Annotated in this window: 21 protein-coding genes and 1 pseudogene; 21 read left to right on the forward strand and 1 reads right to left on the reverse strand. The window is 42.7% G+C overall.

Annotation, left to right across the window (positions count from 1 at the left end; translation table 11 throughout):
• Nucleotides 1–174 precede the first annotated feature (174 nt).
• The 14 genes and pseudogenes from AC6I3O_RS02765 (at nucleotide 175) to AC6I3O_RS02830 (ending at nucleotide 16,890) form a co-directional block, all read left to right on the forward strand.
• Nucleotides 175–1,788 (forward strand): hypothetical protein, encoded by a 1,614-nt coding sequence (locus tag AC6I3O_RS02765; protein WP_497849614.1) that lies wholly within the window; start codon nucleotides 175–177, stop codon nucleotides 1,786–1,788.
• A gap of 14 nt (nucleotides 1,789–1,802) precedes the next feature.
• Nucleotides 1,803–2,714: a phosphotransferase gene (locus AC6I3O_RS02770; RefSeq protein ID WP_497849615.1), complete on the forward strand. Its 912-nt coding sequence runs from the start codon at nucleotides 1,803–1,805 to the stop codon at nucleotides 2,712–2,714.
• Nucleotides 2,711–3,418 (forward strand): NTP transferase domain-containing protein, encoded by a 708-nt coding sequence (locus AC6I3O_RS02775; protein WP_497849616.1) that lies wholly within the window; start codon nucleotides 2,711–2,713, stop codon nucleotides 3,416–3,418. The genes AC6I3O_RS02770 and AC6I3O_RS02775 overlap by 4 nt, the downstream gene beginning before the upstream one ends.
• Nucleotides 3,402–4,901, forward strand: coding sequence for a BCCT family transporter (locus tag AC6I3O_RS02780; RefSeq protein ID WP_497849617.1), 1,500 nt, complete (start codon nucleotides 3,402–3,404; stop codon nucleotides 4,899–4,901). The genes AC6I3O_RS02775 and AC6I3O_RS02780 overlap by 17 nt, the downstream gene beginning before the upstream one ends.
• A gap of 22 nt (nucleotides 4,902–4,923) precedes the next feature.
• Nucleotides 4,924–6,096 carry a glycosyltransferase family 2 protein gene (locus AC6I3O_RS02785; RefSeq protein WP_497849618.1) on the forward strand — a complete coding sequence of 391 codons (1,173 nt, stop codon included), beginning with the start codon at nucleotides 4,924–4,926 and terminating at the stop codon, nucleotides 6,094–6,096.
• Nucleotides 6,097–6,107: 11 nt separating this feature from the next.
• On the forward strand, nucleotides 6,108–7,286 hold the full coding sequence (locus AC6I3O_RS02790) for a glycosyltransferase family 2 protein (RefSeq protein WP_497849619.1): 1,179 nt from the start codon (nucleotides 6,108–6,110) through the stop codon (nucleotides 7,284–7,286).
• A gap of 14 nt (nucleotides 7,287–7,300) precedes the next feature.
• Nucleotides 7,301–8,470 carry a glycosyltransferase family 2 protein gene (locus tag AC6I3O_RS02795; RefSeq protein WP_497849620.1) on the forward strand — a complete coding sequence of 390 codons (1,170 nt, stop codon included), beginning with the start codon at nucleotides 7,301–7,303 and terminating at the stop codon, nucleotides 8,468–8,470.
• 12 nt (nucleotides 8,471–8,482) lie between these two features.
• On the forward strand, nucleotides 8,483–10,405 hold the full coding sequence (locus AC6I3O_RS02800) for a rhamnan synthesis F family protein (RefSeq protein ID WP_497849621.1): 1,923 nt from the start codon (nucleotides 8,483–8,485) through the stop codon (nucleotides 10,403–10,405).
• Nucleotides 10,406–10,485: 80 nt separating this feature from the next.
• Nucleotides 10,486–12,459: a hypothetical protein gene (locus tag AC6I3O_RS02805; RefSeq protein ID WP_497849622.1), complete on the forward strand. Its 1,974-nt coding sequence runs from the start codon at nucleotides 10,486–10,488 to the stop codon at nucleotides 12,457–12,459.
• A gap of 31 nt (nucleotides 12,460–12,490) precedes the next feature.
• Nucleotides 12,491–13,612 (forward strand): glycosyltransferase, encoded by a 1,122-nt coding sequence (locus AC6I3O_RS02810; protein ID WP_497849623.1) that lies wholly within the window; start codon nucleotides 12,491–12,493, stop codon nucleotides 13,610–13,612.
• Complete coding sequence (locus AC6I3O_RS02815; RefSeq protein WP_497849624.1) at nucleotides 13,587–14,729, forward strand: DUF4422 domain-containing protein; 1,143 nt, start codon at nucleotides 13,587–13,589, stop codon at nucleotides 14,727–14,729. The genes AC6I3O_RS02810 and AC6I3O_RS02815 overlap by 26 nt, the downstream gene beginning before the upstream one ends.
• A gap of 24 nt (nucleotides 14,730–14,753) precedes the next feature.
• On the forward strand, nucleotides 14,754–15,416 hold the full coding sequence (locus AC6I3O_RS02820; protein ID WP_497849625.1) for a ribulose-phosphate 3-epimerase: 663 nt from the start codon (nucleotides 14,754–14,756) through the stop codon (nucleotides 15,414–15,416).
• A gap of 15 nt (nucleotides 15,417–15,431) precedes the next feature.
• Nucleotides 15,432–15,875, forward strand: a pseudogene (locus AC6I3O_RS02825) (ATP-binding protein); the annotation flags it as partial.
• A gap of 370 nt (nucleotides 15,876–16,245) precedes the next feature.
• Entirely contained in the window at nucleotides 16,246–16,890 is a 645-nt protein-coding gene (locus AC6I3O_RS02830; protein ID WP_497849626.1) for an endonuclease III domain-containing protein, read from the forward strand.
• Between the two features lie 69 nt (nucleotides 16,891–16,959).
• Here the strand turns inward: AC6I3O_RS02830 and AC6I3O_RS02835 are convergent, their stop codons facing one another.
• Nucleotides 16,960–17,199: a hypothetical protein gene (locus tag AC6I3O_RS02835; protein WP_497853408.1), complete on the reverse strand. Its 240-nt coding sequence runs from the start codon at nucleotides 17,197–17,199 to the stop codon at nucleotides 16,960–16,962.
• A gap of 166 nt (nucleotides 17,200–17,365) precedes the next feature.
• Between AC6I3O_RS02835 and AC6I3O_RS02840 the strand changes: the two genes are divergently transcribed.
• The 7 genes from AC6I3O_RS02840 to AC6I3O_RS02870 all read left to right on the forward strand — a co-directional run bounded on the left by AC6I3O_RS02840 (nucleotide 17,366) and on the right by AC6I3O_RS02870 (nucleotide 23,385).
• Nucleotides 17,366–18,145, forward strand: coding sequence for an HD domain-containing protein (locus AC6I3O_RS02840; protein WP_497849627.1), 780 nt, complete (start codon nucleotides 17,366–17,368; stop codon nucleotides 18,143–18,145).
• Nucleotides 18,146–18,276: 131 nt separating this feature from the next.
• Nucleotides 18,277–18,438 carry a hypothetical protein gene (locus tag AC6I3O_RS02845; RefSeq protein WP_497849628.1) on the forward strand — a complete coding sequence of 54 codons (162 nt, stop codon included), beginning with the start codon at nucleotides 18,277–18,279 and terminating at the stop codon, nucleotides 18,436–18,438.
• A gap of 164 nt (nucleotides 18,439–18,602) precedes the next feature.
• The gene (locus AC6I3O_RS02850; RefSeq protein ID WP_497849629.1) at nucleotides 18,603–18,809 is read left to right on the forward strand and encodes a CTP synthase; all 207 of its coding nucleotides are present in this window, start codon (nucleotides 18,603–18,605) and stop codon (nucleotides 18,807–18,809) included.
• Nucleotides 18,810–18,874: 65 nt separating this feature from the next.
• The gene (locus AC6I3O_RS02855; protein ID WP_497849630.1) at nucleotides 18,875–19,594 is read left to right on the forward strand and encodes a helix-turn-helix transcriptional regulator; all 720 of its coding nucleotides are present in this window, start codon (nucleotides 18,875–18,877) and stop codon (nucleotides 19,592–19,594) included.
• Nucleotides 19,595–19,619: 25 nt separating this feature from the next.
• Complete coding sequence (locus AC6I3O_RS02860; RefSeq protein WP_497849631.1) at nucleotides 19,620–20,597, forward strand: dynamin family protein; 978 nt, start codon at nucleotides 19,620–19,622, stop codon at nucleotides 20,595–20,597.
• A 15-nt stretch (nucleotides 20,598–20,612) separates the two neighbouring features.
• Entirely contained in the window at nucleotides 20,613–22,916 is a 2,304-nt protein-coding gene (locus tag AC6I3O_RS02865) for a dynamin family protein (RefSeq protein ID WP_497849632.1), read from the forward strand.
• Between the two features lie 10 nt (nucleotides 22,917–22,926).
• The gene (locus AC6I3O_RS02870) at nucleotides 22,927–23,385 is read left to right on the forward strand and encodes a hypothetical protein (protein ID WP_497849633.1); all 459 of its coding nucleotides are present in this window, start codon (nucleotides 22,927–22,929) and stop codon (nucleotides 23,383–23,385) included.
• Nucleotides 23,386–23,407 lie beyond the last annotated feature (22 nt).

Below are 23,407 nucleotides of genomic sequence, written 5' to 3' on the forward strand. Positions count from 1 at the left end.
CAGGATGGTATGAAAGAGCTTTTGGAAAAGAAATATAAAGCGTTGTGTAAGCACTGTAGCCTAGATTGCGCAATAGATGGCGCCAAGTTGAATCTGATACTGAAAAAAATGATATGCAGATTTGTGGAGCAGTGTGAAAGACCGGCAATTTGGTGCAATGGGAAGCACACAAAAATGCTGATGTCAGACTTCATGTTTGAATTAAAAAAAGTGCGGTATATCATCGACAATGGAATTGCGGGTGGGGAAAACAGCGGATTTGAAATCATTAAAGAGTCTAAGATTTTGGATGCACAGATTGACGGTGTGATTATTTCCAGCCGGATATATAAAGACGAAATCGTAGACAGGTTGAAAGCAAATTTCAATGGAATTAAATATCTGGATATTTATGAAGAATTTGATAAGGAAGGAATTCATCTAGACAGAGATTATTACGATAGGGAACATCCTTACAGTAAATATAGGAAGTTGAATCAGCATCAGAGGAAACTGGTCGAATTCAAAGACAGTCAATCCCGCCGAACAGTATTAAAGAAGATTATAAAGAGTTATATAGAAATCAAAGATTTTCAGTCTGCAATCCGATATACAGAAAAGCTAATCCAGGAATCGGGGGATGAATGGGATGAAACGCTGCTGGTAAGATTGAAAGAAATCTATGAATTGCAGTTAGAGGCAACCGAAAAAATTCATGAAAATAATGTAGTTATGCTGTGTATTGACGGACTGAGAAGGAAAGATGTAACAGAGCAGACCATGAAGAATCTTTCGGCCTATATCAGAGAGAAGATGTATTATTTTGACAATGCATATTCTGTCTCTACATCTACCTATGAAAGCCTGATTCCGGCATATAGCGAAAATGACGACCTTAGGACCGGATATTTTCAGGAGAATTGGATTTTGGGGGATAAGTGCAGGTTTATTAAGGAAGCAAAAAAGCAGAGACGGAAGATATTTTTTTACACGGATGGTACAGAGTATGTTGTGGATGATGAAATCCATGTAACGCCATATTCACAGACTGCAACCGAAAAATTGTGGGATTTTTTGTTAGATGCAGTGGATGAACATAACGGCTTGTTTTATGTACACATTTTATATGAAAGTCATTTTGCCTATCCCAATCCTTACACAATGGAAACGATTGTGGGGGAGGGAACAAGCATTTTGTTTGATTTTCTGGAAAAAAATGGGGGCAGGCTTCAGGCGGATTATGTAATGCAGCAGAAGGATGCGCTAAGATATCTGGATGATACGGCAGTACCTTTGATAGAAAGACTGCACTGTGGGATTGTCTTGTACGCTGATCACGGAAATATTCTTTTAGGCAGAGAAACAGGGCTTAGGGATATAGAAAATACCAAATATACGTTTCATGAAGACCTGATTCAAGTACCTCTTGCAGTCGGGTATCCTGGCATAGCCACTGGGATAGACAGGCGTCTGATTTCAATCATGGAACTGAATAATATTGTGAATATGTTGATGAAGCGGGAAAAATATCTGCCTGAAAAGAAGGAGTTTATCAAAATTTTACGCTCAGAAATATATAATCCAGATTTCCGATATCTGTATAAGTTGATTAATTATGAACGTGGACTGGAGGCATTTGAAGTCTTCATTTTTAAAGACGGGTATAAGCTTGCAGTCTATGCAGACGGTAGTTTGGAATTATATCTGGCAGAGACGGACAGAGAAATCGACGATATCGTAATCAAAAAAAGGCTGTTAGACCAGGTGAGAGATTATATAACGGTTTGTGAGCAAATGCAAACGGCATAGGAGACGAAGAATGGATGGAAGATGAAAGGGAGCTTGATTTGGCAGCACAGGCGCTTGGCGTAAGTCGAGAAGAGGTGTCGGGGCTGTCAGAACTGAAAAAGGGAATGACAAACCACTCTTTTCTTTTTCAGTGTAAAGGGAAAAAATATATTATGCGTATCCCGGGAGAGGGGACGGATAAACTGATTAACCGAAGGGAAGAAGCCGCTGTATACCAGATTATAAGAGGAAGAGACATTTGTGATAACGTAATATACATAGCTCCTGACAGCGGCTATAAAATCACAGAATACATGGAAGGCGCGCGCGCCTGCGATCCGTATGACTGGAAGGATGTTCGTAAATGTATGGTGAAACTGCGGCAGTTTCACGAGATGCATTTGCGTGCAGAGCATACCTTTGATTTGTTCCGAATGATTGATTTCTATGAGTCATTGAGGAACCGCAGACCTTCGATGTATTCGGACTATGAAGAGACGAAAAAGAGGGTTCAATCGCTGCGGATTTTTGTTGCCAATCAGAATCCGGAGCAGACTCTTACACATATGGATGCTGTGCCGGATAACTTTCTGATTGTATCTGGCGGGGAAGGGAAAGAAGATATCCGTCTGATTGACTGGGAATATGCAGGGATGCAGGACCCCCATGTAGATATTGCAATGTTCTGTGTTTATGCAATGTATGACAAGGACCAGGCGGACAAGCTTATCAGAGTGTATTTTACAGAGGGATGCAGACATTGCACAAAGATAAAAATATACTGCTACATTGCCATCTGTGGACTGTTGTGGAGCAACTGGTGTGAATACAAAAGCTTGCTTGGAGTTAAGTTTGGAAAGTACGCTTTGCGGCAGTACCAGTTTGCAAAGGAATTCTCTTTGTTGGCAATAAATGAGATTAAAAGACTGGATGAGGATAGAGAATGAACTGGGTAGAGAGGGCAGTTATATTGGCTGCGGGAACAGGAACGCGGATGCATCCGGTGACGATTCATACGCCCAAACCGTTGGTTCCAGTCAACGGTAAGAAGATGATTGAGACGATTCTTAGGGCTCTGAAAGAAAATGGTATTCATGAGATTTATGTCGTAACAGGTTTTTTGAAGGAACAATTTCAATATTTGAAGCAGGAATTCGGCGTTAAATGCATTGAGAATCCGGAGTATGGAACCTGCAATAATATCTCGTCCCTGTATGCGGCAAGGGAGTATTTGGAAAATGCATTAATTTTGGATGGAGATCAGATAATTCGTAATCCCAAGGTCCTTGCTCCGGAATTTGTGTGTTCCGGGTACAATGCGGTATGGACGCAAGCCAGGACAGATGAATGGCTGTTGACGGTTAAAAATGAAAGGGTGATTGGCTGCAGTCGGAATGGTGGGTCAAAGGGATGGCAGTTATTTAGTATTTCAAGATGGAACGCCGAGGATGGGATGAGACTGCGCCGGCATCTGGAAATTGAATTTAAAGAGAGGGGGAACCGCCAGATTTATTGGGACGATATTCCGCTGTTCTGTTACCCTGAAGAGTATAAACTGGGAATATGGAAAATGCAGCAGGGAGACGTCCTGGAAATTGACAGTTTCGATGAATTATTGGCGGTGGACCATAGCTATGAAGAAAAAAATTGATCCGGTTACTACTATCATACCGTTGGCCTTGATACTGTTGCTCTGCATATGTTTTATCGTGGAGCCGTCCGGCTCTGCCAATGTACTTGAATCTATCCGGAGTTTTTTAGAAGATACGATGGGGTTATATTACCTGGCGGCAGGGGTGGGGGTCTTTCTGGTTTCGCTTTACATTGCTTTTTCTGACAGAGGGAGAATTACACTTGGAAAACCGGAAGAAAAACCCCAATACAGCTTTTTCACATGGGGGTCTATGATGTTTACGGCAGGGCTTGCGGCTGATATTTTATTTTATTCTTTTTGCGAATGGCTGTTATATGCCGGGGAACCAAGAATAAAAGAGTTGGGGACTGTGCAGGACTGGGCATCTGTCATACCGCTATTTCACTGGGGACCAATTCCATGGAGTTTCTATGCGGTGCTTGCAGCCTGCTTTGGCTTCATGCTCCATATCCGCGGAGTACAAAAACAGAAATACTCGGAGGCATGCAGATCCATATTAGGAAAACATACGGACGGCATAGCCGGTAAAGTTATTGATATCGTGGCAGTGATCGCCTTGATTGCCGGAACCGCAACAACATTTAGCCTGGCAACGCCGCTGCTGTCGTCTGCGCTCACCTCTCTTTTGGGTATTCCGGATTCTAAAATACTTACGATAAGCATCCTTACATTGATCTGCCTTATATATACTTTGTCGGTATTGCGCGGTATGAAAGGAGTCGGGCTGCTGGCAAAATTATGCATGTACGTGTTTTTTGCGCTTCTTTTGTATGTATTTATCTTAGGAGACAGCTCGGTCTATATACTGGAGACTGGCTTTAGTGCAATTGGTAATCTGTGCCAAATCTTTATTGGGTTCAGTACATGGACAGATGCACTACGGCTAGATAGATTTCCGCAGAGGTGGACAGTGTTCTATTGGGCATACTGGATGGTATGGTGCGTGGCGGCTCCATTTTTTATGGGAAGTATATCCAGGGGACGTACGATAAAAGAAGTGATATTAGGAGCGTATGTCTTTGGTATGGGTTCTACTTTTATGTCATTTATAATTCTCGGTAATTACGGTTTGGGTCTGCAGATGAGAGGAAAGTTGGATGCAATGGGATTGTACGCTTCGACCGGAGACTTGTATCGGACGATCATGGCGATTGTGGATACGCTTCCTGTTCCACAGGCAGTATTAGTTTTGCTGGTTGTCTCAATGATAGCATTTTATGCCACATCTTTTGACTCTATTACATTGGTTGCATCTGCCTATTCGTATAGACAAATTGGCGAAGATGAGGAAGCCGGAAATGGTATGAAGCTATTTTGGGCGGTTCTTCTGATTTTGCTTCCGATAGTATTGCTATTTAATGACAGCAGCATGAAGAATCTACAGACAGTATCTATGATAGCGGCTTTTCCGGTTGGATTGGTCATTATGCTCATCATTGCCAGTTTTTTTAAAGATACTAAGGAATATGTAAAAAAGTAAATGCGGTTAAGGAGCCGACAAAATGAAGAAAGTAAGCGTGATTGTTCCTGTTTTCAAAGGGAATTCTTATATCCCTAAGATTATACATATGCTGGAAGAAAACTGGAAGACGGCGAATAATGAAGTAAAAACGGAAGTAGAAGTAGTTTTTGTAAACGATTATCCAGAGGAAACTTTGGAGTTAGAAGAACAGAAGGAAAAGAATATTTCCTGGATTATTGTTGAAAATGAGAAAAACTATGGAATACATTTTTCCAGAGTTCAGGGGCTCCTATGCTCAAAAGGAGATTATATTCTTTTCCTGGATCAGGATGATGAAATCAGCCCGGTATATGTGAGAGAGCAGATGAAGGCCCTCAAGGATTATGATGCGGCCATTTGTAATGGAAAGAATTATAGTAACCTAATCTATGGGAGTATGACAGAGCTTAGAGAAGCCGTCCATGAGAACAATTATAAGAAGGGGTTTAATCAGATTGTAGCGCCAGGGCAGGTTTTGTTAAGAAGGGAGGCGATTCCATCCGAATGGATGGAGCGTATCTTGGATAGTAACGGCGCAGATGATTATTTACTCTGGATGCTGTTGTTTTGGAAAGGGAGAAGAATGACGGTGCAGGATAAAGTTCTGTACTGGCATCAGATCTCAGATTCCAATACCTCAGGAAATTGGGATGAAATGGATGATTCTGTTATCGAAATGGCGGAGAGAATGAAAGACCTTGGATATCTGACCGGAAAAGAAGCAGAGGATATAAGGAAGACCCGGCAGTTCTCTAAAGATAAAAGAGAAGTTTCTTATGAAATGTATGAACAAGAAAAAAAGTATAGACTGATGTTGGAACTGTGGATGACACTGCGGGAAAGGAAGATTTCTGTTGAAAACTTTTTTCTTAAAATGGGTATAAAAAGGATTGCAGTATATGGCGGAGGGATATTCGGCAGACATCTTTGCCACGAATTAAAGGGCAGCACCATAGAAGTACTCTGTATTATGGACAGGAATCGGGATGTAAAAATCGAAGGCTTACAAACGATAAAACCAGGAAAACCAATGGGACCTACAGATGCGATAATAGTAACGCCTTTTATGCAGTATACACAGATAAAAGAGCAGTTAAACAAATGTTATTCTTGTAAAATCATTTCAATAGAGGCAGTTCTTTTTAACGCAGATTGTAAATTGGAAGAAGAGTGAGGGAGACAGGAGTGTCAGAGTCAAAGATGATTAGCATTATCATTCCGGTATATAATGGGGAAAAAAATTTATCCAGATGTGTTTCCAGCGTTTTGGCGCAGCGGTATCAGAACCTTCAGATTATATTAGTAAATGACGGCTCTACAGATAGAAGCGCTGAAATTTGTGAAGAATTTTCTGTAGAGGACAGACGCGTGGTGGTACATCACACAGAGAACAGGGGGTTGGTAGCAGCAAGAAAGTTTGGAATGAAAATGGCAAAAGGCGCTTACATCGGTTTTGTCGATGCAGACGATTATATTGAACCAAATATGTTTGAGGAATTACTGCGTACAATCGTTCAGGCAGACGCAGATTTTGTACATTCTGGCTATGTGGAAGAAGAGAATGGAATGGAAAAGAAAGTCTGCAATTTTGAAAGTAAAATTGTGGAGCTCCCAGATATGACAGACAAGATAGAATTCTTGAAAAACTATATAATAAATGAAGTAAACGGACAGAATCTTTCCTCCAGTATATGGTCGAAACTTTTTCGGGCAGATTTTATTAAAAATTGTTATGGAAAGCTGGCAGAGGAACAGCAATATGGGGAAGATTTACTCTGCTTATGCAGATGTGTCTTAGAATGCAGACGGATTGCCTTATGCGGGCAGACGGCATATCATTATGTGTTACACAATAATTCGCTGTCACATTTAAGATATGACGACAGTATGATGAAGGAAATTGGCCTATGGAATCAAATAATTAAGACTCTGGAAGAATACCACGTTTTAGATAAGTTGAAGGAAAGCGCATATGGATATTTGAAACTTCGTATGCTATATGTGATTCAAAGAGACGAGAGAAAAAAAGCGCCGTTTCCACATTTTTACATAAAAGATATGGAACCATGGATAGGAAAAAGTATCGTAATTTTTGGTGCCGGAGAGGTCGGGCAGGATTATTATTCTCAGATAAGCCGGTATGAAGATTGTCAGATTGCAGCATGGGTAGATTCTAATTATCGTAAATATGAATTTACTTATGCAAGAGTGAAAAGTACAGAGAGTGTTTCAACGGTATCTTATGACGTGATTATTATTGCGGTAAGGGATGAAAAAACAGGGATGGATATCAGAAAATCTTTGATTCAAAGGGGAGTAACGGAGCAGAAAATCTTTTGGGAAAAGCCAGGAGAATACTTTTAAAAAGGATGATTAAGATGACGAAGGAGCAAATTTTACTGACAGTAATCGTTACGGTTTATAATGTTGAAGCATATATAAACCAGTGCATTGAAAGTGTTATGAATCAGACTTATCAAAATCTACAGATTATATTGATCGATGACGGTTCAGTAGATGATTCTGGTAATATTTGTGATACTTATGCCGATAAAGACGAGAGAATACAGATTGTCCATAAAAAGAATGCTGGTTTGATAGCAGCAAGACGCCAGGGAGTTGAAATGGCGAAGGGAGATTTGATTTCATTCGTCGATGGTGACGATTGGATTGACCCGAATATGTATGAATGTATGATAGATGCTTATAAGAATGAAAAAGCGGATATGATTACTTCGGGAATGATTTGGGAATGGGAAAGCAGAACGGAAGTCTTATATGATAATATTGAAGAGGGAATATATATAAAAGAGGAGATCCAAAATAAAATATTTCCCCGGCTAATGTCTGATATGGTGAACGAAAGGCAGGGAATCACCGCATCTGTATGTAATAAATTATTTAATCCCGTACTGTTAAATCAGGTCATATGCTCGATAGACCCGGAATTGACATTAGGCGAGGATGGCGCGATTACATATTCTTTTGCAGTGTGTGCCGATAAGATTCGGATTATGAACCAGTCTTGGTATCATTACAGACAGCGTGATAATTCCATGCGTATATCACATGGATTAGGCTCCTTTGAAAAGCTATACCGATTAAAAACGAATCTTATGAATAATCTTAAAGTATGTGGTTTTGAATTCGTTATGGAGAATCAAATTAATGGGTATGTGAAACACTTCCTGCTGGATGTTGTGAGAGATGTGTATGACATGAATCTGAATACCATAACGCATGTTTTCCCATATGAAAAAATACCTAAAAACAGCAAGGTTATTTTATATGGAGCAGGAACCATGGGTAAGTCCTATTGGAAGTGCCTGCAGTCAGGGGAATACGCTGATTTGGCCGCATGGGTAGACAGGGATTATACAAGATATCAATTATCTGGACTACCGGTGGAATCTGTTGAAAGAGTTGCCTGCCAGAATTATGATTATATAATTATTGCAATCGAAAAGGAAAACATAGCAAAAGAAGTTGAAGAGATGCTTTTAAGCTATGGTGTAGATAAAAAGAAAATTGTCTGGCAGATAAGTTGAAGAGAGAAAAATATGAAACGTATATGCATTTATCTTACATACGACAAACAAAAAATTGCAGACAAATACATTGGGTTTATGTTAAAGGAATTAAGAACCTGCGTGGAATTCCTTGTGGTAGTATGCAACACGCCATTCATAGCAGAAGGAAGAGAGAATCTTGAAGCGTATGCCGATGCTGTATTTTACCGCGAAAATACCGGTTTTGACGCAGGCGGTTATAAGGATGCTCTGTGTCATCTGATTGGATGGGACAAGGTGTTAGCCTTTGATGAATTGGTTCTGGTGAACGATTCCATGTTTGGACCGTTTCGTCCTATGAAAAGTATATTTGAGGAAATGGATGAAAATCCAGTTGATTTCTGGGGATTATCGAAGCACGCCGAATTCAGAAAAGCCGGATTTGACTATTTCCCGGAACATATACAATCATTCTTCTTCGTACTTCGTTCAAGGATGCTGCATAGTGTCCATTTTAGAAAGTATTGGGAAGATATGCCTTATTATGCATCATACAACGAGACTGTCCGAAAATATGAGATGCAGTTTACTTCGTGGTTTTCTGGATTGGGATATACATACGATGTTCTGGCTGATACACAGATAAACGACTCGGAGAATTTAGAAATTAACTATGCCCAGTTTCGGAGGATTCCATACGAATTAATAAAAAAACGCAACTTTCCATTCTTGAAAAAACAGCAGATTGCAGACGAATCCCTGGACAAGCAGACTCAGGAAAACTTACGGCAGGCAATCGACTATATTGATAAGGAAACAAACTATAATACAGATTTTATATGGGAAAATATTATCCGTACATTAAATATGGCAGACCTTCAGCGAAGCCTTCACCTTCAATATATCATTTCGCCGGCAGAGAAAAAGCAGAGAATGGATACGCTGATTCTTGCAGTTGTGTCTTACGAAAGCGCTGTTGAATATGTCGTGGAATATTTACAGGAACTTGAGAAAAGCTATGACATAAAGTTGATATCCAATAACTGTGAACTGGCAGAATATTATCAGAAGCAAGGATTCGCCTGCAGAACAAAATTTGACAGTATCAGTAGATATGAATATATCTGTATTATCCATGATACAGACATGTCTTCAACAGTAAGAGAGAGTTGTACCAACAAGTCTTATTTTTACAATATATGGGAGAATTTGGCGAAAAACAACCGGCATATATCCGGTATTCTGGAGAGGTTCAGACAAGAACCAAGACTTGGAGCCTTGATGCCGCCGACGCCGAATTTTGCCGAGTATTTTGGGGAGCTTGGGACGGGCTGGATGGGAAAGTTTGAAGCAATACGATGTATTGCGGAAAAGTTGGGGATTCACTGCCAGCTTGCAGAGGAGCTGCCGCCGTTTGGGGTATCAGGCTCTCTCTGGATTCGCGGCAAGATTTTAGAGCGTGTGAAAGAGATGGAGGAATCGGATTTTACGTATTTACCCTATCTTTGGAGTTTTATAGCGCAGGATGCTGGTTATTATTCAGGTATCGTGCAAAGTGCGGATTATGCGGCTATGAATGAAGTGAATCTTCAATATTATCTGAATGGGCTAGCAGAACAGATTAGGAATCAGTATGGGGCGTTTTCGGATTTCGTGGAAATGAAAAAGAAGATTTCCCAGGGGGCGCTCAGGGAGTTTTGTAGGAAATATTCCCGTATTTTTATCTATGGAACAGGAGTTTTGGCGAGAAGATACGGAGAGTTGATTCCGAATACGGAGGCGCATATTATCTCTGACGGAGAGGAAAAACCGGAGGAGTGGAACGGCGTACAGGTGAAATATCTGTCAGAAGTTTCCCAAGAAATTGCAGCAAGGGATGAGTGCGGAATCATACTATGTCTGAATAAAAAGAACCAGACTCAGGTAAAGAAGCTTCTGTGCGAAAGAGGTATTAAAAAATATTTATGCATATAGAAGCAGGTCGTTGTATTTCGTAGAGAGAAGAGAGCAGGACGTGTACGAGGAACAATTTCGTAAAAGGGGAGGAGCAGAACATGCACGAGGAACTGGAAAAAACTGTAAAAATTTTCAGGGAGCATTATATACCGGATTCTGTAGAGCCCATGGTAATATACGGCACAGGACTCCTCGCCGAAGCTGTGGTTACGTCTTGCGCGGATTACCCGATTGAAGGCCTCATGGACGCAGCCAGAACCGGGGAAACATTGTGGGGAAAGAAGGTACTGTCAGAAGCAGAGGCGAAAGAGGCAGGAATCAGGCTGGTAGTTGTGGCGGCAAGACCTGCGGTACATACGATTATCTACAAAAGGCTCCAGAAGTGGAGCGAACAATGTTCTGTACGCATTCTGGATATTCAGGGAAATGACATTTCAGAAAAGGGAAAGAAGAAAATATACGACTCCCCATATTTTGAGAAATCTTATGAACAATTACTGCAGGAGATAGACCGCCATGACGTGATTTCTTTTGACATATTTGATACCTTGCTGACCAGGAAAGTGTATGAGCCCAGGGATGTATTTGCTCTTCTGGATTGTGAATATAAGGATAAATACCCGTTTGTATTTTCGATTGAGAGGGAGCTTGCTCAACAGGAACTGTCGAGGACGGAGGAGCCGGATATACACCAGATTTATCGGAAAATGAGGGAAAATAATCCGTGTCTTTCATCGGAAGAGTGTGAAACGCTAAAAGAGCGGGAAATTTGGATGGAGAGGCAGATTTTGACGCCGCGCAGGAGGATGCTGGATTGTCTGAAGTATTGCGTGGAAAAGGGGAAGATTATTTATCTGGTAACTGATATGTATTTGCCGGAAAAGATATTGGAAGGCATTCTGCGGCAGTTTGGCGTTACCCGGTATCATAAGCTGTTCGTGTCCTGCGAGTATAAGGTGACGAAGCAAAATGGTTTGTTTCAGGAAATGAAAAGACATGCGCCTTCTGGATGCACGTACCTGCATATAGGAGATCACCCGGTTGCGGACGGTGAGATGGCAAGGAAAAATGGGATAGATGATTTTGGGATTCTTTCACCGCTGCGCATGATGGAGCTATCCTCCTATTCACAGTTACTTGTGCATGTGGAAGGACTTGAAGGCAGGATTATGCTGGGGCTTCTGATGTCAGAGGTATTTCATGATCCCTTTGCGATGTATCATTCTGGCGGAAAACCAAAGATAAGTATGAGCAAAAGTTTTGGATATGTGTTCCTTGCACCCCTGATACTCTCTTTTATGGTATGGATGCTTGGGCAGGTAAAAGGTGATAGACGTGCGGCCGTACTGTTTTCTGCAAGGGATGGATGGCTGCCGGAACAGTTGTATCGTATGATGACGAGAGCTTTTCGGCTGTCTGGTCTGCCTGAAAGCAATTATCTGCTGATATCCAGGAGGGCAGTATTGCAGTTGGATGAACCGGATAAGTGGGTTCAGAGAAAACGCTATCAGAAGTATCTGGAGGATTTCCATTTGGAAGCGTATGAACGAGTTTACTTTTTTGATTTTATGTCAAGAGGAACCTGCCAATATCATTTAGAGAAGCTGCTTCACAGAGAGCTTCAAGGATTATATTTTCAGAAGAGTAAAAGTGGTGAAGCCGGAAAAGATGCGCTTGCGGTTAAACGTTATTATAAAGAGGAAAATGCTGTGGATTCGGAGCGGCATATCTTCGGTGTGTGTGATTTTTTGGAATGTATCTTAACCGCATTTACGCCTTCTTTTATAGAATTTTCGGAGGAATTTCAGCCGATTTATGAAGAAGAGAGACGGACAAAAGAACAGATTGCCTGTGTGAGAGACATACAGGAAGGAATTAAGGATTATTGCAGGCAATTCACGGAGATACTGACCTGTCTTCCGGAACAGATGCCGCCGGTAGATTTCTGTGATGAAATGCTGCAGTTGATGGGCGCAGATTATTCACGGATTGCAGTTTTGCAAATTAAGGAAATGATTTTGGATGATGCCGTATGCAAAGATAAGAATACTGGCAGAGATGCACTGATGTGAGAAAGCTTCGGCAGCTATTTCAGGAGGTATTATGATAAAGGTGCTACATATGACGCCGCCGGATGTCAATAATGGAGTATATCGCTATGTTTTCAGCCATATGCAGTATATGGACAGAAGCCGGTTTCAGTTTGCTTTTCTGACCAAGGGGGCAGAAAAGCTTAGGCAGACGTTGGAATACAAGAAGTATGGATTCGGGATATACGAATTGAAAGGCGTCCAGAGAGAGGGAGCGGAAAGATTTCGCCGGGAGATTGTGCAGATTTTGGAAAATGGATTTGATATCCTTCACCTGCATACAAGTTCCTGGAGAGGATTCATGATTGAGGAGATTGCCATGGAGCAAAAAGTACCAAGGGTGATTGTGCATTCCCACAGTGCGGGAATTGATGAAGGTGTTCCCAAGCTATGGGAAGAACGGGTTCGGGTTCATGAGTCATTCAAGCAACAGTTTTCCATGAAATATGCAACAGACGTATGGGCATGTTCAGCAGCGGCGGCAAAGTGGCTTTATGGAGCAAACATTCCCAGTTACAGAATTCGGATTATGCCAAATGCAATAGATATAGAAAGATATCGGTTTCAGCCTGAAAAAAGGTTCCGGCTGCGGCAGCAGATGGGATTGGAGGATAAACTTGTCGTAGGGAATATCGGCAGGTATGCGTTTCAGAAAAATCAAGAATTTCTGCTCAGAGTATTTGCGGCGGCATACGGAAAGGACAACAGGCTGCATCTGTTGTGCCTGGGCGAGGGGGAGATGCTGCCCCGGCTTAGACGGTTAGCGGAAACGCTGGGAATCGAAAAGAGTGTGAGCCTGATTGGGTGGCAGAAAAATGCAGAGGATTATCTACAGGTGATGGATGTATTCTGTCTGCCGTCCAGATTTGAAGGGCTTCCCATATCTGTGGTTGAGGCGCAGGCAGCCGGATTAAAATGTCTGGTTGCAGATACCGTGACAGAGGAGGTAAAACTGACTGATTTGGTGTCATTTCTTCCTTTGGAAGAAGAACAATGGGTGCAGGAGCTTTTGCACTGTAATATTCAGAATCATAGAGAATGCCGGGATGAAGAGATTATCCGAGCCGGATATGAGATTCAGTCTGCGGCAAAGAAACTGGAGGAAATGTATGAAGGCACAGAGAGGCAGCGGTAGGGGGATAAATGGCGGCCAGTGCAGAAAGTGTATGGATTTAGCCATATTCGGCGCCCAAGGCATGGCTCTTGGCGCCTGGGAAGCGATACATAACCTGTATCCAATCAGGAACATCCGGTGTTTCCTGGTTACAGAGAGGGGAAACAATGGGAAACATTTATCCGGAATCCCAGTGTTAGAATTAGATTCATTTGCGAAAGCATTATCTGCGGAAGAAAAGGCGAATATTGAGGTTCTAATTGCGACGCCGGAGAATATGATGCCGGGAATCGAGACCAGCCTGGAGGAACATGGCCTTCCCTGTCATGTCCGCCTCACTTCTCCGAGATGGTCGGAGTTAATGAAATGTTATTATGTATGCGATAAAGAGTATATGCCTCTCAGGGCGCTGCCAGTCGGTTATCACAGAGCCGATATGCATGTCTTCATGGCAAAGTTCCATTTAGACAAGCCGCTGGCCGGACGGTATGATTTGCCTGAATGGATCACTCCAATCCAGGTGGGCGCTTCGCAAAGCTCCAGACGGGTTGCGAATATCCTGGACTGTGATGGAGAAAATATTTCCGCTAAGAATGGAAATTATTCGGAACTCACCGCACTCTATTGGATTTGGAAGAACCGTCTGCTGTATCCGTCTGACAGCCTGGAAACCGAATATTATGGTTTGGCGCATTACAGGAGGATTTTAGAACTTACGGAGGATGATGTGTTGAGACTTGCAGATAATGAGGTGGATGTAGTCTTGCCCTATCCTTTGCTTTATGAGCCGAATATTGAAGAGCATCCTAAGAGATATCTGAAGACGGAAGACTGGGAGGCGGTGCAGAGGGCAGTTCGGGAGGCAGAACCGGAATATGCCGGAGAATTCCCCCGTATTTTGAAGCAGAAATACTTTTATAATTACAATATCATTCTGGCAAGGAAAGAGGTCCTGGCAGAATATTGCGGATGGCTGTTTCCCATTCTGGAGCGGGTGGAAGAACTCAGTATTCCGGAAAGCGGGAAGCGGTCGGACCGTTATATAGGCTATGTGGGAGAAACTCTTGCAACCTTGTATTTTTTGTCTCAGAAGAAACGGCTGAATATTATGCATGCAGGGTGCAGATTTTTGACATAAGAACAGGAAGTTGAGGTTACAGATATGCAGTTTGAATTAATGGCATCCATGATGTGTGCCGATTACGGGAACTTAGAGAAGGAAGTAAAAAGCCTGGAAGAGGGTGGAATTGATTCCTTTCATATAGATATCATGGATGGACGATATGTCCCTAATTTTGCCATGTCTTTGAATGACATGAAGTATATAGCCGGTGTTACCGGGAAACCCTTAGACGTCCATCTTATGATCGAGCATCCGAACAACCGGATTGATCTGTTTTTACAGCATTTACGGAAAGGGGATACGCTCTATATCCACCCGGAGGCGGAGTATCACCCGTCTACCACATTACAGAGTATTATTAATGCCGGGATGATACCAGGCATTGCCATTAATCCGGGTACTTCTGTGGAGACGGTAATGGAGATGCTTCGCATTGTGAAGAAGGTACTTGTGATGTCCGTCAATCCTGGGAATGCCGGGCAGATGTATCTGCCTTATGTGGGGAAGAAGATTACGAAGCTTCTGGCGATTAAGGAAGATATGGATTTTGAGATATACTGGGACGGGGCGTGCAGCGCAGACAAGATCCTGGAATATGCGCCCAGGGGAGTGGCTGGGTTTGTGCTTGGCACGACGCTGCTGTTTGGGAAGGAACAGTCTTATGGGGAGACTTTGCGGAATATTCGGGAGTTGATATTTTAAAAACTACCTAAATGTTTTCAAAAATTGCGGAGGATTGATCAACGGGACTATCCAGAGGTGGCGGTCAGGGAGGCGCTTCTAAACGTACTTGTACACCGTGAATATTCCTTTCGCGCCAGTACGTTCATCAGCTTTTATACAGACCGGATTGAGTTTACATCTATCGGAGGACTTGTAAGCGGAGTTACTTTAAAGGACGTCATGATGGGAATTTCCGTGTGCCGGAATGTAAAGTTGGCAAATATATTTTACCGCCTGGAGCTGATAGAGGCCTATGGAACAGGGATATTGAAGATTATGGAGGCTTATGCCGGAACCGGTAAGGATCCGCAAATTGAAACGTCTGATAACGTCTTTAAGATTATTCTTCCGAAAGAGCGGGGGACTTTCACAAGAAAAGATGTGGAAAAAATGCTGGGATTCAGCCAGACAACATGCGGGCGGTTATTAAACAGAGTAAACAGTATCATCAAAGACAGCAAGAACCCCACAATCCAATGAATTGTGGGGTTCTCGTTGTAGTTATAGTTATCTAAAAGGAATGAGAGTAAAGTGCGGCACCCGGGATGAATCCCGAGGTGCTATACTTTGTGAGGGGGGAAGATAGTTGATATGTTCTTCAACTATCTGTCTCCTAGTATAAAGGAAAAATGTGTCTAAAATATGTTCATTCCCTTAAACAAATCGAAAGATTCTTAAAATGATATTAATGAAATAGTTGGAATGTCACAATGAAGATGCTATAATCATTGAATACAAGAATTTAGAACTCATAAGAAAATATCAAGATTAAGAAAAATACTAAGATTAAGAAACACAAGGAGGAAGCATGACAAAGAAGAAACTTGCGTTGGAGATTATAGAACGGTTAAAGAAGGAATACCCGGATGCAGGCTGTACCTTGGATTACGACCAGGCATGGAAATTACTGGTCAGTGTCCGTCTGGCAGCCCAGTGTACAGACGCAAGGGTAAACGTTGTGGTAGAGGGACTGTATGAAAAATACCCGGATGTAGACGCATTAGCGGCGGCAGAGCCGGAAGATATAGAGGAAATTGTCAGACCATGCGGACTTGGAAAGAGTAAGGCAAGAGATATCAGCGCATGCATGAAGATGCTGAAAGAAGAATACGGCGGCAAGATACCTAAGGATTTCAATGCACTGCTGAAACTGCCGGGCGTGGGACGCAAGAGTGCGAACTTGATTATGGGCGACGTATTCGGAGAACCGGCGATTGTGACGGACACCCACTGCATCCGTCTGGTAAACCGCATGGGTCTTGTAGACGGGATTAAGGAGCCTAAAAAGGTAGAGATGGCACTGTGGAAGATCATCCCACCCGAAGAAGGAAGCGATTTCTGCCATCGACTTGTCTATCACGGGCGGGATGTCTGCACGGCAAGGACGAAACCATACTGCGACCGCTGCTGCCTGAATGATATCTGCGCAAAGCATGGCGTAAAGCCTGAATGATATCTGTGCAAGCACGGCGTAAAGCCTGAATGATATCTGCGCAAAGCACGGTGCGAAGCAGTGACCGCGTCAGCTCTGCCTCAGCACCTTTAAACATTCGATGAATTCCAGGTCTTCCTGTTTCAGTTTGAGGTTCGAGCAATAATTCTTGCCTTGGGGCGTAGTAACGGTGATTTCTACCACTGCCCCCTCAATTAGTGCATCCTGAGAAACGGCATTTAAGAATAAGGGAAATTTCGGATGGTTCATACGGAAACGGTCCATACATCCTTTCAGCTTTTGGATCATGGCAATCTGGTTAAAATTCATATTCAAGATAGTTTACCTCCATTGTTTCAAAACTTTACTGGCGTACCAGAATGAAAGTTTCTCATAATATTATACTGTGCAAAACCGATATAGTCAAAGAAGAAATCAAATATATGTATTTACAAGGTAGAAATAAAACTTCCTGCAGAATAGGAGACATAAGAAAATGGATTTACAACATGCAAAGAAAGAATTTGAACATTACCTGGACGGTTACGACAGGGAAGATGATAAGATCCGGTTAAAGATTGTACATACCTATGGCGTCGCAGAATGCAGCCGCAGGATTGCACAGCGGATGGGACTTGACCAGGAGGACCAGGAACTTGCGGAACTGATTGGGATACTGCACGATATCGGAAGATTTGAACAGTTAAAACGGTTTCACAGCTTCGAGCCGCACACAATGGATCATGCCGCTTTTGGCGTGCAGATTTTGTTTGACGAGGGAATGATACGTGATTTTGTGGAGGATGACAGATGGGATGGAATCATTCGCACGGCAATCGCAAAACATAGCGATTATCGGCTGGAGGGAGTGGGAGACGACCGGGAAGGGATGCATGCCCGTATCATCCGGGACGCCGATAAGCTGGATAACTGCCGTGTGAAATTAGAAGACACGATGGAAACTATGCTGGGCGTATCCGCAAGCGAAGTAGGGAAGACCACGGTCAGTCCGGAAGTAATGGAACAGTTCCGAAGAAAAGAATCCATACTCGCCTCCACCAGAAAGACGAAGATGGATTACTGGCTGTCTTATATGGCATATTTTTTCGACATTAATTACAGAGTATCCATGGAGATGATTCGGGAAAATAATTACGTAGCCCGGCTGCTTGGGCGGATTCCCTACTCCAATCCACAGACCAGGGCACAGGCGGCAGAGGTGGAGGAAACCCTTTGCAGATACGTGGAAGATTTTTGCAGAGGAATTTATAGTTAGATATTCAAATGATGGAGAAATGTGGTATACTATAATCAGAAGGCGTACTTTGTCGGATGAAGCCCGCCAGCCTCGAAGAGGCGTGCATCACGGTATGACTAAAGCATTTTAGCAAAAAGGGGGAAATGACAATGACAGGCGATTTAATTAAAGAAGTAAAACATATTCAGCAATGTCTGGTGAATAAGGATATGGAAGGTGAAGAGTGGGAAGAGAAGATGGAGATGGTCCACAAGCTGGAAGATGTAGTAACCTATCTCAAAGACGCCATGGGCAGAGGAATCGAATTCTAAAATACGCCCTCCTGGGAAACAGTTTTCAAGGGTTTCCCAGGAGGGCGTATTTTTTTGCCCTTTTTCTGGAAATTTCTCAATAATAAGACAAATAATGGTAGTGAATGACAAAATGTGTCCATGTACATGATTATAATAGTACTCAAAAAGGAGATGACGTATCTATGAGGATTGCTAATGGTCTTACGAGGAATGCTATTTCAAAACTTGTCACAGCGATACTCCGTAAAAAAACAGAATACGATGTAGAAATTTTAATCAATGAAATGAATGTCTCGCTCAGTGACGGAAGGGCACGCGTACACATGAATGTATATGGAGATATAAGCCAGGAGGATTTGGCGAAGGTTATTAAAAAAATATTCCCGTGATGACAGGATATGTCCATGTGCTCTTTTATAATAATGAGAAGTAAGAACACAGGGAGGCAAAAAAGATGGAGAACTATTCAGAAGATAAGGCGAAGCGGATTCTGGCAATTTATACCAGGCTCAGGCAGGGAAAGATTGTAGAGAAGGCGGCGATGAGCGAAACATATGGAGTCTCGCAGAGAACAATACAGCGAGATATCACGGATATCCAGTGCTTTCTGCAGGATCAATGCATGGAAACAGGGAGCATCCAGGAGATTATATTTGATAAGCAAGCAGGAGGATACCTTCTGCAAACGAAACGAAGCCAATATCTGAGCGAGAAAGCGGCGCTGGTCGTCTGCAAGATTCTGCTTGAGAGCCGGGCTTTGATAAAAGCGGAGTTATTTCCAATCATACAGAGCTTAGCCGCATTATGCAGTGACGACGCCAATGTATCGGTTGTGAAAAATCTGCTGCAAAATGGAATGCAGCATTACATAGAACCTGAGCATGGCAAGAAACTGATAGACCAGCTCTGGACCTTGGAACAGGCAGTAAAAGGGCAGAAGTATATAGAAATCATGTATGACGGACGGGAAGACGAGGGACGGGCGGGATGGGTTCTAAGGCCAATGCAGATAATGTTTTTAGAATTTCGATTTTACCTTGTGGCCTATGTGATGGATACCGACAACACGGAACCCGTCATTTACCAGATAGATAGGATTGAGGAATGTCTGGTGAGAGAGAAACATTTCCGAATGCCTGCGGATAGGACGTTCGGGGCAGAGGGACAGGAATAGAGGTGGAGGGAGGGTAATTTCGACGATGTTAATATCAAAAGACTTTTTTGCAAAAGGAATCGAAATCGATACAAAAAAGATTTTTCCGATGCTTGTCATAGCAACCATGTCAAGTGGGAAAAGCACCCTGATTAACGCGCTGCTGGGACAGCAGATTTTACCCAGCAAAAACGAAGCGTGTACGGCGAAAACATATTCCATATTAGACGACGACCTAAGTGAAAAGCCCAGGCTTTATATTACGGATATGGACGGGAATACGACGATGAAAGAAGAGAATCTGGCAGAAGAACTTTTTCGTGCCAATAACGATGACCGTGTTTCAGATATTTTTATACAGGGGCAGGTGAAAGGAGTCTTAAATACGGATAAGGCGCTTCTGATTGTCGATACGCCTGGTCCGAATAATTCCCAAGATTTGACCCACGGGAAGATTATGGAGGACGTTCTGGACAAAGTAAACGGAGGGTTGATTCTGTATGTGATGAATGCCACCCAGATGGGCATTAACGATGATAAGTCTCTGTTGATGCGGCTATGTCGATATTTGAAGACACACAAGAAGTCTAGGGTGATTTTCGTGATGAATAAAGTGGATTTGATTGATACGGAAAAGGAATCCCTCGAGCAGATGGTGATAGATTCAAAAAATTATCTCATAGACAACGGTATTGAATGTCCGGTCATAATCCCGGTATCCGCGCAGGCGGCGAGTATTTTTAAAAAGGCGCTGAATGGAGAAGCGTTGACAAGAAGTGAATACCGGTCGTTTTTAGGGTGTTATGAACTCTATATGCCGAAAGATTACAATATGAAATCCTACGCCGTTACAGAGGAACTGCCGAACCAGTTTGAAGAAATCAAAGTGAGGGGGGAGACATACCGGGCCGCCGACATTGTGCGTGCCATTGAAAATACTGGAATTCGGCTTCTGGAAGAAAATATACAGAAGGCACAGATATTAAGCGGCGGGAAATTAGTGAATTCAGTCAGGATAAAATAATGGAGGAAAAGTACGATGACAAAGTTTACGATTGAATATAATCCTTATTTAGTACAATGTATATTCAAGAAAAATAATAAGGTATTAAGTTCAAACAATAAGATTGGAGCAAAATCAGGTGAAAGGCTCCAGATTCTTTTAGGCGAATCCGTCAATTGGAAGGGGCTTTTGGAGGAAATTGCCATTGCCTGTGACGATGATGAGGTTGAAATTTTTTTCAGAGGGCGGAGGATTGATTTTGACGACCTTAAATACGCGGTTGGGTTATATAGAGGAAATGTGGCATTTTCTTTGAAGTTTAAAGAATCGAAGAATGACTCGGATGTTATCCGAGAACTGGACCGGATTTTCAGCGACATCAAAGAAAAGAATATTCCAGAATTCAATACAGAGAATGAGGAAGGAAAAGACATTTTCGATGCATACGAGGAAGTGAAAAACGGAATTTTTGAAGTAAGCGTGATAGCGACGATGAGCAGCGGAAAATCTACTTTGATTAATTCCCTTTTGCATACGGAATTACTGCCTTCGGAGAATAAGGCCTGTACGGCGACGATTGCCAGGATTTTAGATAATGACAGTATGGAAGGCTATGAAGCGGAGTGCTACGCAGCGGATAATCAAACGGTTATTCATCCCCGCGCCGCCGTGACTTCTGAAATACTGCGCGAATACAATGCAGATGAGAATGTGACATATATTGATATAGAGGGCAGCGTGCCTGCAATACCCAGCAATAAGATTCGGTTATGTCTGCGGGATACGCCGGGACCGAATAATTCCAGGGATGAAAACCACGAGAGGCTGACCAGGACGATTATCAAGAGAACGAATGCAGTAGTCCTGTACGTAATGAATGCCACACAGATTGGGATTAAGGACGACAAGCAGCTTTTGAAGGATATTTCCAGTGAGATGAAAAGAGCCGGCAAACAGTCCAGAGACAGGTTCATCTTCGTCATTAATAAATGCGACGCCCTTGATGAGCAAAAGGGGGAAACGATTGACAGTCTGTTAAATGATGTGAGAGAGTACCTGAAAGACTTTGATATTGTGGAACCGACCTTAATCCCTACAAGCGCCAGGCTTGCCCTTCTGATAAGGAAAGACCGGAAAGGGGAGAAGCTGTCAAGGATGGAGCGGCAGACGTTAGCCCAGGTTAATGATTTCGTGGAAAGCGAGCTGCTGCATTTTGAAAAATATGCGACGCTGACGCCGACCGTGCGGGAAAAATTGCAGAAGGACGCAATGGAGTATCATGAAGATGAAGAGACATGGGATTTGGAGGCGTTAATCCACACAGGTATTCCGGCTGTGGAGCAAACCATCTGCGAGTATATTGATAAATACGCCTACCCTATGAAACTCAAGGACGCGATGAAAGATATCGTCGGGATTCTGAATGAGCTGGATATGCGGGCGAAGTTTGAGGCCAATATTGCAAGCAACGGCGATAAGCTTCAACGGGTGCGCGCGCAGATTGGAACGGCGCAGAAAAAGCATGCCGAGAGTAAGAAAGTCTATCATGATTATAAGACAAAGATTAACAACTTTAAGCTTGACACGCTGAACGAGGATCATGAGCAATTTGAAGTAGAGATGGAATTGCAGACGATGTTGAAGGAATATGACGGAAAGACGAAGGTTGACAAGGTGGAGGCAGACAGCCTGGTGGCGTCGTTCCAGGAAAAGCTGGAAAAATTTCAACGGGAATGTGAAGGGAAGCTCAACAGGGAGATTGACATTAAGATATTCCGGAAATGCAGTGAAATGCTTGAGGAATATTCGGCCATGGTCAGTAGGATTTTAGATGATATTGAGATAGAAGGCTATGATTTCAAGAAAATTAATTCATTTGACAAAATTAGGATATCCAATATTAATGATATCAAAAAGAGGAACGAGCAGGATAGATTCCGGGATGAGACGCGGTGGAAGGACAACCCGGAACGGTCCGGATTTTTTGGAAGGTTTAAATTCTGGAAACCTAAGGAGATCTCTTATACGGTATCGGTAAAGGACGGCGTGGATGTGAATGTGAAAAATATCATCGTTGATATCATGTCCGTATTTGCAGCAAGCATTAAGGAAAATATCAGCAGTATGTTCAGCCAGTCTTTGCAGCAGATTGAAGAGTACAAGATGGCATTCTATGAAAACATCGATACATTGGACTGTAAAATAGGAGATATGCTGAATGAGCTTGAGCAGAGTACGAGGGAATCGGAAGCCCTTGAGAAGAAGGTGAAAGAAAACAGAGCAATGGCAGAGTGGATTGGGAACAAGGAACGGGAGATTCAGACGTTACTGACATTTTAGGAGGTATGGTATGCAGCGATATGACGTAATTGAGAATGGGATAGCGAATCAGGATATAAAAGCGTTGAGAGAGGCGCTGGGAAGCATCTGTTACACTAGCCGGGATTTTTCCAGCGGAGAGTTTGACGATATGGTGAAATATGTAGAATCCAAAGGAATCCGTATCAAGGATGACAGGCTGGTTGGGGAGCCTCTGATTTCCAGCCAGAAAGATACCTTTGAAGACGGTGACTTCGCGAAAGCGCTTTTTGAGTTAAAGAAGAACTTTTGTGATGAAAGGATTGAAGATGTAAAAATCATCGGGAAGAAACTATACGGCTTGGAAGAGCAGCCTAAGAAAGAAGAGCCGGTGTATTGTGGTACAAGCCCAAACCGGCAAAGCCGTCAGAAGAACAGCGTATTGCTCCTGGCAGGTCTGGCGGCGCTGATGATTATCGTGTTAGTGGTACTCTTACTTCTAAAGAAGTAAAGAATGAGTTCGGGTGTACGAA

The sequence above is a fragment of the Sporofaciens sp. St.21A7 genome, from assembly GCF_059728535.1.